Raw genomic sequence first — 13,777 nt, 5'->3', positions numbered from 1 at the left:
GGCCCCGCCGGAAGAGCCGGAAGCGGGGAGAACGGAACGAGCGGCCCGGTCGGCCCGGGCGGCTCGACGGGTACGGGCGGTTCCGGGCGTACGGGTGGGTCCGGGCGTACGGGTGGGTCCGGACGCATGGGCGGGCAGCAGCCGGCCGGTCGGGAGCCGGCGGGCCGGGAGCCGGCGCGCAGGGAGGAGCCGCGGTCGGCGCGGGACGTGCCGTACGAGGAGATACGTTCCGCCTTCACCCCGCCCGAGGGCATCCCGACGGTCGTCCTGCCGCCGGAGGACGCGCGCTGGCAGGACCGCATGCGCGCGATGATCCGGCTGCCCGCCACCGAGCGGCCCGCCCCCGCCGGGCAGGCCGAGGCCGGGCCCGGCGTGTCCGTACCCCGCGTACTCGACCTGGCCCTGCGCATCGGCGACCTGCTGCTGTCCGGCGGTGAGGGCGCGGAGGACGTCGAGGCGGCGATGCTCGGCGTGGCCTACGCCTACGGCCTGGTCCGCGTCGAGCCCAACGTCACCTTCACGCTGCTGGGCATCTCGTACCAGCCCTCGCTCACCGAGCCGCCGCTGACGATCAGCCGCACCGTCCGCCGGCGCGGCACCGACTACACCCGGCTGGCCGCGGTGTTCCAGCTCGTGGACTCGATCACCGCGCACGAGACCACGCTGGAGGACGCCTATCGCAGGCTCGCGGACATCCGGCGCAACCGGCACCCGTACAGCAGCTGGGCGCTGACCGCGGCCGCGGGCCTTCTCGCGGGCGCGGCGAGCGTGCTGGTCGGCGGCGGTGCGGTGATCTTCCTGGCGGCGGCGGTCGCCGCGATGCTCGGTGACCGGCTGGCCTGGCTGTGCGCCGGGCGCGGGCTGCCGGAGTTCTACCAGTTCGCCGTGGCCGCGATGCCCGCGGCCGCGATGGGCGTGCTGGTGGACCGCTACGCGCACTGGATCCCGGGCGCCAGCGGGGTCCAGTCCTCCGCCGTCATCACCGGTGGCCTGTTCGCGCTGCTGCCCGGCCGCGCGCTGGTCGCGGCCGTGCAGGACGGTCTGACCGGCTTCTACATCACCGCCTCCGCCCGCCTGCTGGAGGTCGCCTACCTCGTCGTCGGCATCGTCATCGGCGTCACCCTGATCCTTTACGGCGGGCTCGCGCTGGGCGCCGACCTCCGGCCGGACCAGGCGCTGCGCGCCTACGACCACCCCTGGGTGCAGCTCCTCGCGTCCATGGCGGTCAGCCTCGCCTTCGGGGTGCTGCTGCAGTGCGAACGCGGCGTCCTGCCGCTGGCCACCCTCAACGGCGGCGTCGCCTGGACCGTCTTCGGCGTCCTCCACCAGCAGGCGCACGGCAACCAGGTCGCCTCCACCGCCGCCGCGGCCGGCCTGGTGGGCCTGTTCGGCCAGCTCATGGCCCGCTACCGCTACGTCTCCGTGCTCCCGTACGTCACCGCCGCCATCGGCCCCCTCCTGCCGGGCTCCGCCACCTACTTCGGCCTGCTCGCTCTCACCCAGCATCACACCTCCCAGGGCGCCACCCAGCTCACCAAGGCCGCCGCCCTGGCCATGGCCATCGCCATCGGCGTCAACCTCGGCAACGAGATCGCCCGCGTCGCCCTGAGGGCCCCCAGCCCGCCCGCCCCCCGCAAGGCGGCCAAACGCACCAGGGGCTTCTAGCGATGTGCGCAGGCCCGACCGCGTGCTCCGCGGCTCAGGGAACGCGCCCCACCTTCGGAACGAGCACCGTCACGGTCTCCTCCTCGGGGCGGTGAAGGACGCGCCAGGTGCCCACGCGCGGTCGCCAGTAGCCGGAGCCCCCCAACGCCCGCGCTTCCGGCGGATACGGGTCTCCCAGACCACGGTGAAGGTCACGACGCGGCCGCCCGGCGATCCTCGGCCTCCAACTCGGCCATGAAGGCGTCATGGGTCATCCGCGGACCGGTCGGCGCCGCCTCCCGTGCCCGGGCCTCGGCGGCGTCGGCCGCGTCGCGCAGGCGTCGCAGTTCGTCGAGTTCCTCCATCGGAATCAGTGCGGCCGCCGGCTCGCCGTATGCACTGATCACAAAGTGCTCATGACCGTGCCGGACCCGGCCGACGAGCTGCCCGAGCTGGTTCCTCGCCGTGACGAGTGGACGGATCTCCATACCTGGACCGTACACACCGGCGGGTGTGTACAGCCGGCGATCACGTCGCCCGACGCGCCGCGTTCGCCAGGATCGCGTCGTGCAGGTACCGGGCCATGCCCGGGCCGAGGGACTCGTAGAACGCCGTGAACCTCGGGTCGGCCACGTACATCTCGGCCAGGCAGGTGTGCATGCGGTGGTCGCAGTCGTAGTAGAAGCGGTTCACCGCCCGCCGGTGCTCCTCGGCCAGGTCCATCGCGGCCGGGCCGTCCGCGGGTTCCCCCGCGTCGCGCGCCGCGACGATCCGGGCGGCCCAGTCGTCCTGCTCGGCCTTGATCCGCAGCCAGTCCTCCTTGGCGTACGAGGCGGCGCGCGCCTGCGACTGCGCGTACGCCTCGGTGTTGCCCCAGCGCTCCCGCACCTCCTCGGCGTGCCGATCGGGGTCGTAGTCCCCGAACACCTCGAACTTCTCCTCGGGCGTCAGATGGATTCCCATCGTGCGTGCCTCCATGGCTCGTCGGACGGCCTCGGCCATCTGCTGGAGGCGTTCGGCGCGGGCGGTCAGCAACTCGTACTGGCGGCGCAGCAGCGCCACGGGGTCCGCGTCGGGGTCGTCCAGCAGTGCCGCGACCTCGTCGAGGGGGAAGCCCAGCTCCCGGTAGAACAGGATCTGCTGCAGCCGGTCCAGATCGGCGTCGTCGTACCTGCGGTGACCGGCGCGGCTGCGCGCCCGCGGCCGCAGCAGCCCGATCTCGTCGTAGTGGTGCAGCGTGCGCACGCTGACCCCGGCGAAGGCGGCGACCTCTCCCACCGACCAGCCCATGGCTCCCCTCCTCTCCGGCTTTCCTGTCGCCCACGAGCCTGGCCCCTCACGCCACGTGAGGTGCAAGCCCGGTTTTCCGGGCCGCCCGCCCGCGTCTGCCCGCGCCCGCCCCGCCAGGCGCCGCCTCAGGACGCCGTCAGCGCCGTGGCCAGCTTGTCGAGGGCGGCCTCGGCGGCGCCGGAGTCGGGCGCGCCCTGGGTCATGAAGGCGAAGGCCAGCACCCGGCCGTCGGCGGTGACCGTGGTGCCCGCGATGGTGTTGGTGCCGGTGAGCGTGCCCGTCTTGGCGTGGACGAGGCCGGCCGCGGCGCTGCCGCGGTACCGGTCGGACAGGGTGCCGGTGAAGGCGGCCACGGGCAGCCCGCTCAGCACGGGCCGCAGTTCGGGGTGGCCGGGCGCCGCCGCGAGCGCCAGCAGGCGGGCCAGCGTGACGGGCGCGAGGCGGTCGCGGTGGTCCAGGCCGCTGCCGTCGTGGAAGGACGCGCCGGGCAGCGGTACGCCGACGTGCCGCAGGACCTGCGAGACCGCCCGGGCCCCGCCGGAGAAGGAGGCGGGCAGGCCGCTCGCCCGCGCCACCTGCCGGGCCAGCGCCTCGCCCAGGTCGTTGTCGCTGTTGGTGAGCATGCGCTCCACCAGGTCCGACAGGGCCGCCGACCGGTGGACGGCCAGGACGGCGCCGCCCGAGCCGCGGGCTGGCCGGGGCGACCCCTTGACCGTGATGCCGTGCGCGGCGAGCAGCCCGGCGAACTCGGCCGCCGCCGACCCGGCCGGATCCTGCGCGCGCTGCGCGGGCCCCGCGCTGCTGCCGTCCAGCCGGCCCTCGTCGACCATGAGCGCGGTGACGGGCGCGAGGTTCTCGTTGACGCCTATGGGGTGCATCAGCGGCCCGGAGAAGTACGAGGTGTCGTAGCCGACGGTGACCCTGGTGGCCTTGCGCGCCTTCAGGGCCGCGGCGGTGTCGGCGGCCAGCCGCGGCAGCTCCAGTGTCGGGTCGCCGCCGCCGACCAGCACCACGCGGGCCGGCCCCGTCATCACCACCGTGGTGGTCAATTGGTGGTCGGGGCCGAGCAGTTCGAGCGCGGCCACGGCGGTGGCCAGCTTGGTGACCGACGCGGGCGTGGTCGCCACGGCGCCCCCGTGGTCGTACACGAGCCGCCCGTCGGCCACGTCCACCACCGCGCCGGTCGTGACGTGCCCCAGGCCGGCGGTCGACATCATCCGGTCCAGCTGCCGCGCGGGCGCCGCCGCCGGGGCCCCGGACCCGCTCGTCCGCGCCGGTACGAGGACGGGGGCGGCGGGACGCGCGGACGGCAGCGCCCCGGGCGCCGGTGCGGCGGGGCCGGGGGCGGGGCGGCCGCCGTGGTGGTCCCGCGCGGCGGCGTACGCCCGCTCCGCCGTACGCTGGCCCGACTCCCACGGCCCGGCCGCGGCCACCGCCCCGGCGGCCACCGCCAGACCTATCGCGGCCGAACCCGCGACGACCTGCCACGTCCTGCCCACCGGCACCGCCGACCAGCCCCTTTCACGACCACTCATCCGCGTGGGAGACACTTAATCACCCGCATTACGCGCTGATCATTGAGGAGTAGGGCCTTGGAGTTCGACGTCACGATCGAGATCCCGAAGGGTTCGCGCAACAAGTACGAGGTGGACCACGAGACGGGTCGTATCCGGCTGGACCGCAGGCTCTTCACCTCGACCAGCTACCCGGCCGACTACGGCTTCGTGGAGAACACCCTCGGCGAGGACGGCGACCCGCTGGACGCCCTGGTCATCCTCGACGAGCCGACCTTCCCCGGCTGCCTGATCACCTGCCGCGCCATCGGCATGTTCCGCATGACCGACGAGGCCGGCGGCGACGACAAGGTGCTCTGCGTTCCGGCGTCGGACCCGCGCCTGGAGCACCTGCGCGACATCCACCACGTCAGCGAGTTCGACCGGCTGGAGATCCAGCACTTCTTCGAGGTCTACAAGGACCTGGAGCCGGGCAAGTCCGTCGAGGGCGCCAACTGGGTCGGCCGCGCGGAGGCCGAGGCGGAGATCGAGGAGTCCTTCCGCCGCCTGAAGGAACACGGCTCCCACTGAGCCCCGCGGGCCGCCGGGACCCGCCGGGGCCGCCCCCTTCCAAGGGTTCGCCGGGAGCGGCCGGGGCCCCATGGGTTCGCCGGGAGCGGCCGCCGGGAGCGTATCCGCTGTGGCTGTTCGCGCTGGGGTCCCCCAGAGGGGTGCCCCCAGCGCGAAGAGCCCACCGCGGGGCCGAGCGGCCCGATCTCCTTGTCCGCGTCCTTGATCCGGGCCGTTCCGTTCACCGCTCGGGCGGGAGCCGGCCAGGGTGTCGACCAGCTCTCGCGCGCACAGCCCGCGCAGCGTGTCCCGCACCGCGGACGGCGCGGTGACGATCAGGGTGCGGACGCGAGCGGCCGAGCAGCGGCGTGGACGTGTCAGTCGGCATCAGGTGTTCAACAGGCCCACCGGGCGTGTGGGCCGACCGATGAGTTCCGACCGGAGCGGGAGTCGGTACCTCCGCAAAGGAACCCGACTTCACCGGAGACACGATGTCCACCAGCAAAAACGCCTTGCCGCCCGTCGTCGACGCCGCCACCTGGAACAAAGAGCTGGCCGCGCTGCGCGTGCGGGAGAAGGCCGCCACCCGTGAGCTCGACGCCATCGCGGCCCAGCGCCGCCGGCTGCCGATGGTGAAGATGCCCGACTACGTACTGGAGGGCGAGAACGGCCCGGTCCGGCTCGCCGAGATCTTCGGCGATCACCCGCAGCTGATCGTCTACAGCCACATGTGGCGCGAGGACGCCGAATGGCAGTGCGCAGGCTGCACCGGCTTCACCTCTCAGTTCACCCGGCTCGCGGGGCTGGAGAAGTTCGACGCCCGGTTCGTGATCGTCACCCAGGGCCCGATCGACCAGGCGCTCGCCTACAAGCGCAAGGTGGGCAACACGATGACGTGGTACTCGACGGCGGACAGCACGTTCGGCGCCGATGTCGGCGCCCCGGCGAACGGCGGATTCGCGGTCAACGTGTTCCTTCGCGACGGCGACACGGTCTACCGCACCTGGCACACCGACGGCCGCGGCACCGAGCAGCTGAGCCATCTGTTCGGCCTTGTCGACCTCCTGCCTTACGGCCGCCAGGAGGAGTGGCAGGACTCTCCCGAGGGCTGGCCCCAGTCGCCGACCTACAGCCGCTGGGCGACGTCGCGGGAGATCGCGGAGGCGTACGGAGAGGCCGACCGCTGAGGTGCCGCGAACCTCGGCCGCCCCGCGCGGCTCCGGGAACCCCGCGCCCCTGCCGGGCGCTCCCGGCGAACCCCGCGGCGCATCCGCGGCCGGGCGGCGGACCGGCGAACCGCCCCCGCCGCCCAAGCCGGGGAAGCGTCGCCGGGGGCTCCCGGCGAACCCCGTATCCGAGGTGGAACCCCCAAAGCGGGAGCGGCACCGTACCGTGAAGACATGACGAGCTTCGGTGGAACCGAGATGGTCGACTGGAACCTCGCCGTGGCGACCGCGCAGCGGCTGACCCGGCCGGGGCCGGAGGTGAGCCGGGACGAGGCGCGGGCGATCGTGGCCGAGTTGCGCGGCCACGCGCAGGCGTCCGAGGCCCATGTGAGGGCGTACACCAAGATGTACGGGGACGCCGGCGGGCAGGCGGCGCCGCACGGCACACCGGTGCTGATCGTGGACCGGCCCGGATGGGTGCGGGCCAACGTGGCCGGGTTCCGCGAGATCCTCAAGCCGCTGCTCGGCAAGATGCAGGCGCGCCGGCCCGGCGGCGCGGGCGGCGTGGTCCTCGGCACGGTCGGCGGCAAGGTCACCGGCGTCGAGGTCGGAATGCTGCTGAGCTTCCTGTCCTCGCGGGTGCTGGGCCAGTACGAGACCTTCGCCCCGCCGTCCCGCGAACTGCCCGCCGGGCCGGTCAAGCCCGGGCCGGGCGAGTCCAAGGCCGGCCGGCTGCTGCTGGTGGCGCCGAACATCGTCCACGTCGAGCGCGAACTCGACGTGGACCCGCACGACTTCCGGCTGTGGGTGTGCCTGCACGAGGAGACCCACCGCACCCAGTTCTCCGCGGTGCCGTGGCTGCGCGACCACATCGAGGGCGAGATCCAGGGCTTCCTCGGCGAGACCGAGCTGGACCCGTCCACCGTGATCGAGCGGATCCGGGAGGCGGTGCAGTCCTTCACCGGCCAGGGCGGCAGGGACGGCAGGGACGCCAAGGACGGCGACGCCGGCGAGCGCCACGACGACGGGCGCAGCCTGGTCGACCTGGTGCAGACCCCGTCCCAGCGGGAGATCCTGGGCCGGCTCACCGCCGTGATGTCCCTGCTGGAGGGGCACGCGGACTACGTGATGGACGGCGTCGGGCCCGACGTCGTGCCGACCGTCGCCGAGATCCGGGAGAAGTTCACCCAGCGGCGGGCCAGCGGCGCGGGCCGGCTCGACCAGGCGCTGCGCAGGCTGCTGGGGCTGGACGCCAAGCTGCGCCAGTACCGCGACGGCGAGCGGTTCGTCCGGGCCGTGGTCGACGAGGTCGGCATGGACGGCTTCAACCGGGTGTGGACCTCGCCGAACACCCTGCCGACCAAGGCGGAGATCGCCAAACCGGCGGATTGGGTCGCGCGGGTGCACCGGCGCGGCGACACGTGACCGAAGCGCCCATCGGGTTCACCCGTCCGAGGGAGCGCTGCGCGGGGTGGCGCGTGCGATGCTCGGGTAATGCCCGGGCTTCTGTCACCATCTGAATACCCTGCGTCATCTCCCCGAGCTCTCCCCCCGAGCTCGCCCAGCACCCACCACCTCCCCAGGAGGGAACCGGACATGGGACCCCACCCCACGGTCGCGGCGATACGCCTGGCCGTCCGTCGCGTCCTGCACGACGTCCTCACCGCGTCCGCCGACCCCGGCCCGCTCGTGCTCGCCGCCTGCAGCGGCGGAGCCGACTCCATGGCGCTGGCCGCCGCGCTGGCCTTCGAGGCGCCCCGCCTCGGCGTGCGCGCCGGAGCCGTCACCGTCGACCACGGCCTGCAGGCCGGCTCCGACCTGCGTGCCCGGGAGGTCGCGGAGCGGCTGCGCGAGCTGGGGCTCGACCCGGTCGACACCGTCGGCGTGAAGGTCGGCCGCCAGGGCGGTCCTGAGGCCGCCGCCCGCGACGCGCGGTACGCGGCGCTGGACGCCACCGCCGAGCGCCGCGGCGCCGCCGCCGTCCTGCTCGGCCACACCCGCGACGACCAGGCAGAAACGGTGCTTCTCGGCCTGGCCAGGGGCTCCGGCATCCGCTCGCTGTCCGGCATGGCCGCGGTCTCCGGGGTGGGCGGCCGCTACCGCCGCCCCTTCCTGCTGCTGGACCGCGACACCGTGCGGCAGGGCTGCCTCGCGCAGGGCATCACGGTCTGGGAGGACCCGCACAACCACGACCCCGCGTACACCCGCTCCCGGGTCCGCCACGAGGCGCTGCCGGTGCTGGAGAAGTCGCTGGGCAAGGGGGTGGTGGAGGCGCTGGCCAGGACCGCTCAGCTCTCCAGGGACGACGCGGACGCCCTCGACCAGTGGGCCGCCGACGCCCAGGGCCAGGCGGCGGCCGAGGACGGCAGCCTGGACGTCGCGCGGCTGCACGGGCTGCCGCCGGCCGTGCGCCGCCGCGTGCTGCGCCGGGCGGCCGTGGCCGCGGGGTCGCCGCCGGGTTTCCTGTTCGCCCGGCACATCGAGGAGGTGGACCGCCTGGTCACCGGCTGGCGCGGGCAGAAGGCCATCAACCTGCCCGGGGGCGTCGCCGTCCTCAGGTCGAATGGCAGACTGTTCTTCTCGCCGTCGTAGACCCTGAGGATGTACCGCGCAGTGAACGAGATCGACATGGGCACCGACCTGGAGAAGGTGCTCGTCTCCAAGGAAGACATCGAGGCCAAGCTGGTGGAGCTGGCCGCCGAGATCGACCGGGACTACGCGGGACGGGATCTGCTGATCGTCGGCGTCCTCAAGGGCGCGGTCATGGTGATGGCCGACCTGGCGCGCGCCCTGTCCAGCAACGTGACCATGGACTGGATGGCGGTGTCCTCCTACGGCGCCGGCACCAAGTCCTCCGGCGTGGTGCGGATCCTCAAGGACCTGGACACCGACATCGCCGGCCGGCACGTCCTCATCGTCGAGGACATCATCGACTCCGGGCTGACCCTGTCCTGGCTGATCAGCAACCTGGGCTCGCGCGGCCCGGCCTCCCTGGAGGTCTGCACCCTGCTGCGCAAGCCCGAGGCGGCCAAGGTCGAGATCGATGTGAAATACACTGGTTTCGACATCCCCAACGAGTTCGTGGTCGGCTACGGCCTGGACTACGCGGAGAAGTACCGCAACCTGCCGTTCGTGGGCACCCTGGCCCCGCACGTGTACGGCGGCTGAGCCCCGCGCCGCCCGTACGCCCCGGGTGAACGGGGGAACCCTTGACGGTTTCCCGGCGTTGGAGCAGGGGAAAGCGGGTTTGTTAACGGTCTGCGGCAACCTCGGGTGACAATGCTGGGGTACGGTCCGAAGGTCGGGTCAATACACCGGATGCACGCGCTGCCAATCGGCGCGGAGCCTCACAGTGGCAGGAGGGACGGGGCGTGAGCGCCCCGCATGGATGGACGTGAAGCGCTATTTCCGTGGGCCAGTCATGTGGATCGTGCTGGTCGTCCTCGCCGTGGTCGTGTTGATGCAGGTCGTCGGTTCCGGCGGCGGCTACAAGACGGTAGACACCGGCGTGGTCGTCAACGCGATCGACACGAACAAGGCCGACAACGCCCAGCTCACCACCGGGGACGACAACTCCATCAAGGTGCAGCTCAAGGACGGCGTCAAGATCGAGGGCAGCAACAAGATCCGGGCGACGTACATCGGCCGCCAGGGCGCCGACCTCGCCACGAAGCTGCAGAGCATCGAGAACGGCGACGTCAAGGGAGTCAGCCTCCCCGGGCACTACACCGTCTCGCAGTCCAAGCAGAACGCCTTCGTCGGCATCCTGCTGTCGCTGCTGCCGTTCGTGCTGATCGTGGTGGTCTTCCTCTTCCTGATGAACCAGATGCAGGGCGGCGGCTCGCGCGTCATGCAGTTCGGGAAGTCCAAGGCCAAGCTGATCACCAAGGACACCCCGAAGACGACGTTCGCCGACGTGGCCGGGTGCGACGAGGCCGTCGAGGAGCTCCAGGAGATCAAGGAGTTCCTCCAGGAGCCCGCGAAGTTCCAGGCCGTCGGCGCCAAGATCCCCAAGGGCGTGCTGCTCTACGGCCGCCCGGGTACCGGCAAGACCCTGCTGGCCAGGGCCGTGGCCGGTGAGGCGGGCGTGCCGTTCTACTCGATCTCCGGCTCCGACTTCGTCGAGATGTTCGTCGGTGTCGGCGCGAGCCGGGTCCGCGACCTGTTCGAGCAGGCCAAGGCGAACGCCCCGGCGATCGTCTTCGTCGACGAGATCGACGCCGTCGGCCGGCACCGCGGCGCGGGCCTCGGCGGCGGCCACGACGAGCGCGAGCAGACGCTGAACCAGCTGCTGGTCGAGATGGACGGTTTCGACGTCAAGGGCGGCGTGATCCTCATCGCCGCGACCAACCGGCCCGACATCCTCGACCCGGCGCTGCTGCGCCCGGGCCGCTTCGACCGGCAGATCGCGGTGGACCCGCCGGACCTGCAGGGCCGCCTGGAGATCCTCACCGTTCACCAGAAGGGCAAGCCGATCGCACCGGACGTCGACCTCATGGCCGTCGCCCGCCGCACCCCCGGCTTCACCGGCGCCGACCTGAGCAACGTGCTCAACGAGGCGGCGCTGCTGACCGCCCGCAGCGACAAGAAGCTGATCGACAACAGCACCCTCGACGAGGCCATCGACCGCGTCGTGGCCGGTCCGCAGAAGCGCACCCGGATCATGTCGGACAAGGAGAAGAAGATCACCGCGTACCACGAGGGCGGCCACGCCCTGGTCGCGGCGGCCTCGCCGAGCTCCGACCCGGTCCACAAGGTGACGATCCTTTCCCGCGGCCGCGCCCTGGGCTACACCATGGTGCTGCCCGACGAGGACAAGTACTCCACCACGCGCAACGAGATGCTCGACCAGCTCGCGTACATGATGGGCGGCCGGGCCGCGGAGGAGCTCGTCTTCCACGACCCGACCACCGGCGCCTCCAACGACATCGAGAAGGCCACCGCCACCGCCCGCGCCATGGTCACGCAGTACGGCATGACCGAGCGGCTCGGCGCGATCAAGTTCGGCTCCGACAACTCCGAGCCGTTCCTGGGCCGTGAGATGGGTCACCAGCGCGACTACTCCGAAGAGGTCGCCGGGCTGGTCGACGAGGAGGTCAAGAAGCTCATCGAGACGGCGCACAACGAGGCCTGGGAGATCCTGGTGGAGAACCGGGACGTCCTGGACAACCTCGTGCTGGCCCTGCTGGAGAGGGAGACGCTGAACAAGGAGGAGATCGCCGAGATCTTCGCCCCGGTCGTCAAGCGTCCGCCGCGTCCGGCCTGGACCGGCTCCGCCCGCCGGGCGCCGTCCACCCGGCCGCCGGTGCTGTCGCCGAAGGAGCTGGCGCTGACCAACGGCAGCCAGCCCGCCAACGGCGCGACCCGCTCCACGGTGTCCACCACCAAGCCGGCCGAGCCGGTGGAGCTGCCGGAGGACGGCGGCTCCGAGAGCTGACGAGCCGGGACGACAGCCGGGACGCGAGTCCCGGTGAGGCTCCCGACGGGACCCCCGGCGGGACTCCCGACGAGAGCGGAATCACAGCTCACACCGCAGGTCCGGACCGGACCGGAATGCGATCCGCGGCCCCAGGGTTCTAGCCTTGGGGCCGCGGCCTTTGTCCGGAACCCGTTTCCGGGCGGCGGCGGAGGACGCCCGAGCGCAGGAGGAACGACACAGCATGACCGATCCGGTGACGCTCCACGACGACAGACCGGCCGGGGAGTTCGACGAGAAGCGGGCCGAGGCCGCGATCCGCGAGCTGCTGTACGCCGTCGGCGAGGACCCGGACCGCGAGGGCCTGCGGGAGACCCCGGCCCGGGTCGCGCGGGCGTACCGCGAGATATTCGCCGGCCTGTGGCAGCGTCCGCAGGACGTCCTGACCACCACCTTCGACCTGGGCCACGACGAGATGGTGCTGGTCAAGGACATCGAGGTCATGTCGTCCTGCGAGCACCACCTGGTGCCCTTCGTCGGCGTCGCCCACGTCGGCTACATCCCGGCCGCCTCCGGCAAGATCACCGGCCTGTCCAAGCTCGCCCGGCTGGTCGATGTCTACGCCCGCCGCCCGCAGGTCCAGGAGCGGCTGACCACGCAGATCGCCGACGCCCTGATGCAGATCCTGGAGCCGCGCGGGGTCATCGTCGTGGTCGAGTGCGAGCACATGTGCATGACGATGCGCGGGGTCCGTAAGCCCGGCGCGAAGACCATCACCTCCGCGGTCCGCGGCCAGTTGCGTGACGCCACCACCCGCGCCGAGGCGATGAGCCTGATCATCGGCCGGTCGTAGGGCGCCGCCCAGGGCGGCGCGGGGTCCGCCGCCTACGCCGGCCGCGGGGCCCGCCGCTCAGGGCGTCAGGTGGTCGCTGAGCCACTGCATCGCCGGCGGTATCTCGCGCGACCAGGTGCCGAAGTTGTGGCCGCCGCTCGGCAGGATGATCGACGAGACCCGGGCCGGGGTCCTGACCAGCCCTATGAACCGCACCGTCGCCCGGTAGTTCTTCTCGCCCTTCCTGCTGCTGGTCACCAGCAGGCTCACCCGCGGCTGCGGCAGGTGGCGCAGCCGCCAGGCCAGGTCGTTCTGCTGCCGTACGGCCTTGCTGCCGCCGAACAGGTCGCCCGTCGTGGCGTCCTTGGGCGCCGCGTAGTCCGCCGACAGCGCCACGGCCGCCGAGAAGTCCCCGGGCTCCTGCAGGGCCATCTTCAGCGCGCAGTACCCGCCGGTGGAGTCGCCGATCACGCCCCAGTTCGCCGCCGCCGTGCCGACCCGGTAGCGGCCGCTGATCGCGTCCCGCACGTCGGTGGCGAAGAAGGTCTCGGTCTGCGGCCCGCGCGGCACGTTCATGCACTCGGTGTCCCGCGGCGGTACGACGGTGGGCCGCATCATCACCAGCACCATCGGCTGCGCCTGCCCCTCGTGCACCTCGTGCGCCGCCACCTGCGGGTAGTGCATCTTCTTGAACAGCGCCTCGGCCGTCCCCGGGTAGCCGGTGAGCACCACCGCCGCCGGGAAGCGCCGCCCGGGATCGCGGAAGTACTCCGGCGGCAGGTACACGTAGGCCGTGCTGCCGAGCCGCGAGGCCGGCCCCGAGATCACCACCTTCTGGATCTGGCCGCCGACGGTCGGCACGCCGCCGCCGGGGCCGCCGACGGTCAGCGTCCCGAGCAGCCGCAGGGTGCTGCGGCCGTTGCTGTGGTCCACCACCACGCCCGGCGTGGTGTTCTCGCCGAGCAGGTCCGCCCAGGAGGCGTAGAAGCCGAAGGAGTAGTTGGCCCACAGCCCCAGTGCGGCGATCATGGACAGCTGGGTTCCCAGCAGCGCGCCCACCCGGCCGAGGACGGGCAGCACCCCGCGTCGGCCCAGCCGCGGCCACAGCCATACGGTGAGGCCGAACAGCACCAGCGCCAGGACGAATGCCAGGAGCAGCACCTTCTTGCTCGTGAGACCCATGTCTGCAGGTGTACTTTCCGTGTCGCGCCCAGTTGCGCCTCCCAGGAGGGAACCCGGCGGGCCGGGCTGCCGTCCTAGAGGGCGCAAATTATTCGTACTGGAGAAGATTGCGGGATGTTCTCCCGAAACCCCGCGATTCCGGCGATGTCGGGTTTGGTGACCCATGTCTGCTCAGCTAGAGGGT

The 13,777-nt window shown here is 72.3% G+C and carries 12 protein-coding genes; 8 read left to right on the top strand and 4 right to left on the bottom strand.

The genetic code is table 11. The annotated features are described in order from the left end of the window. Positions 1–126: 126 nt before the first annotated feature. Complete coding sequence (locus tag K7G61_RS05655) at positions 127–1,665, top strand: threonine/serine exporter ThrE family protein (protein ID WP_225845496.1); 1,539 nt, start codon at positions 127–129, stop codon at positions 1,663–1,665. Positions 1,666–1,856: 191 nt separating this feature from the next. On the opposite strand, the gene K7G61_RS05650 is transcribed toward K7G61_RS05655, so the two are convergent. The 3 genes from K7G61_RS05650 to dacB all read right to left on the bottom strand — a co-directional run bounded on the left by K7G61_RS05650 (position 1,857) and on the right by dacB (position 4,469). Continuing rightward, entirely contained in the window at positions 1,857–2,132 is a 276-nt protein-coding gene (locus K7G61_RS05650) for a type II toxin-antitoxin system prevent-host-death family antitoxin (protein WP_225845494.1), read from the bottom strand. A gap of 40 nt (positions 2,133–2,172) precedes the next feature. Beyond that, on the bottom strand, positions 2,173–2,934 hold the full coding sequence (locus K7G61_RS05645; protein ID WP_225845492.1) for a MerR family transcriptional regulator: 762 nt from the start codon (positions 2,932–2,934) through the stop codon (positions 2,173–2,175). A gap of 125 nt (positions 2,935–3,059) precedes the next feature. Continuing rightward, a complete protein-coding gene (gene dacB, locus K7G61_RS05640) occupies positions 3,060–4,469 on the bottom strand; it encodes a D-alanyl-D-alanine carboxypeptidase/D-alanyl-D-alanine-endopeptidase (RefSeq protein ID WP_225845491.1) in 1,410 nt (469 codons plus the stop codon). A 57-nt stretch (positions 4,470–4,526) separates the two neighbouring features. On the opposite strand from dacB, the gene K7G61_RS05635 reads away from it, so the two are divergent. The 7 genes from K7G61_RS05635 to folE all read left to right on the top strand — a co-directional run bounded on the left by K7G61_RS05635 (position 4,527) and on the right by folE (position 12,432). Beyond that, positions 4,527–5,018 carry an inorganic diphosphatase gene (locus tag K7G61_RS05635; protein ID WP_225845489.1) on the top strand — a complete coding sequence of 164 codons (492 nt, stop codon included), beginning with the start codon at positions 4,527–4,529 and terminating at the stop codon, positions 5,016–5,018. A gap of 470 nt (positions 5,019–5,488) precedes the next feature. Further along, a complete protein-coding gene (locus K7G61_RS05630) occupies positions 5,489–6,184 on the top strand; it encodes a DUF899 family protein (protein WP_225845488.1) in 696 nt (231 codons plus the stop codon). A gap of 213 nt (positions 6,185–6,397) precedes the next feature. Continuing rightward, positions 6,398–7,588, top strand: coding sequence for a zinc-dependent metalloprotease (locus tag K7G61_RS05625; RefSeq protein ID WP_225845486.1), 1,191 nt, complete (start codon positions 6,398–6,400; stop codon positions 7,586–7,588). A gap of 171 nt (positions 7,589–7,759) precedes the next feature. Then, positions 7,760–8,755, top strand: a complete 996-nt coding sequence (gene tilS / locus K7G61_RS05620; protein ID WP_225845485.1) for a tRNA lysidine(34) synthetase TilS — start codon at positions 7,760–7,762, stop codon at positions 8,753–8,755. Between the two features lie 21 nt (positions 8,756–8,776). Beyond that, positions 8,777–9,331, top strand: coding sequence for a hypoxanthine phosphoribosyltransferase (gene hpt / locus K7G61_RS05615; protein WP_308190592.1), 555 nt, complete (start codon positions 8,777–8,779; stop codon positions 9,329–9,331). A gap of 220 nt (positions 9,332–9,551) precedes the next feature. Continuing rightward, the gene (gene ftsH / locus K7G61_RS05610; RefSeq protein ID WP_225845484.1) at positions 9,552–11,600 is read left to right on the top strand and encodes an ATP-dependent zinc metalloprotease FtsH; all 2,049 of its coding nucleotides are present in this window, start codon (positions 9,552–9,554) and stop codon (positions 11,598–11,600) included. Positions 11,601–11,823: 223 nt separating this feature from the next. Continuing rightward, positions 11,824–12,432 carry a GTP cyclohydrolase I FolE gene (gene folE / locus K7G61_RS05605; protein WP_225845483.1) on the top strand — a complete coding sequence of 203 codons (609 nt, stop codon included), beginning with the start codon at positions 11,824–11,826 and terminating at the stop codon, positions 12,430–12,432. Between the two features lie 57 nt (positions 12,433–12,489). Here the strand turns inward: folE and K7G61_RS05600 are convergent, their stop codons facing one another. Beyond that, positions 12,490–13,593, bottom strand: coding sequence for an esterase family protein (locus tag K7G61_RS05600; RefSeq protein ID WP_225845482.1), 1,104 nt, complete (start codon positions 13,591–13,593; stop codon positions 12,490–12,492). Between the last annotated feature and the right edge of the window lie 184 nt (positions 13,594–13,777).

It is taken from the genome of Streptomyces sp. HPF1205 (genome assembly GCF_020400825.1).
In the GTDB taxonomy this organism is placed as follows: Bacteria; Actinomycetota; Actinomycetes; order Streptomycetales; family Streptomycetaceae; genus Actinacidiphila.
This window is presented reverse-complemented; position numbering and strand designations above follow the sequence as displayed.

What these genes read in the sequence shown, in the direction of transcription:
- K7G61_RS05655 (WP_225845496.1), top strand. Translation starts at nt 127, where the DNA reads ATGGGCGGGCAGCAGCCGGCCGGTCGGGAGCCGGCGGGCCGGGAGCCG.
- K7G61_RS05650 (WP_225845494.1), bottom strand. Translation starts at nt 2,132, where the DNA reads ATGGAGATCCGTCCACTCGTCACGGCGAGGAACCAGCTCGGGCAGCTC.
- K7G61_RS05645 (WP_225845492.1), bottom strand. Translation starts at nt 2,934, where the DNA reads ATGGGCTGGTCGGTGGGAGAGGTCGCCGCCTTCGCCGGGGTCAGCGTG.
- dacB (WP_225845491.1), bottom strand. Translation starts at nt 4,469, where the DNA reads ATGAGTGGTCGTGAAAGGGGCTGGTCGGCGGTGCCGGTGGGCAGGACG.
- K7G61_RS05630 (WP_225845488.1), top strand. Translation starts at nt 5,489, where the DNA reads ATGTCCACCAGCAAAAACGCCTTGCCGCCCGTCGTCGACGCCGCCACC.
- K7G61_RS05625 (WP_225845486.1), top strand. Translation starts at nt 6,398, where the DNA reads ATGACGAGCTTCGGTGGAACCGAGATGGTCGACTGGAACCTCGCCGTG.
- tilS (WP_225845485.1), top strand. Translation starts at nt 7,760, where the DNA reads ATGGGACCCCACCCCACGGTCGCGGCGATACGCCTGGCCGTCCGTCGC.
- ftsH (WP_225845484.1), top strand. Translation starts at nt 9,552, where the DNA reads ATGGACGTGAAGCGCTATTTCCGTGGGCCAGTCATGTGGATCGTGCTG.
- folE (WP_225845483.1), top strand. Translation starts at nt 11,824, where the DNA reads ATGACCGATCCGGTGACGCTCCACGACGACAGACCGGCCGGGGAGTTC.
- K7G61_RS05600 (WP_225845482.1), bottom strand. Translation starts at nt 13,593, where the DNA reads ATGGGTCTCACGAGCAAGAAGGTGCTGCTCCTGGCATTCGTCCTGGCG.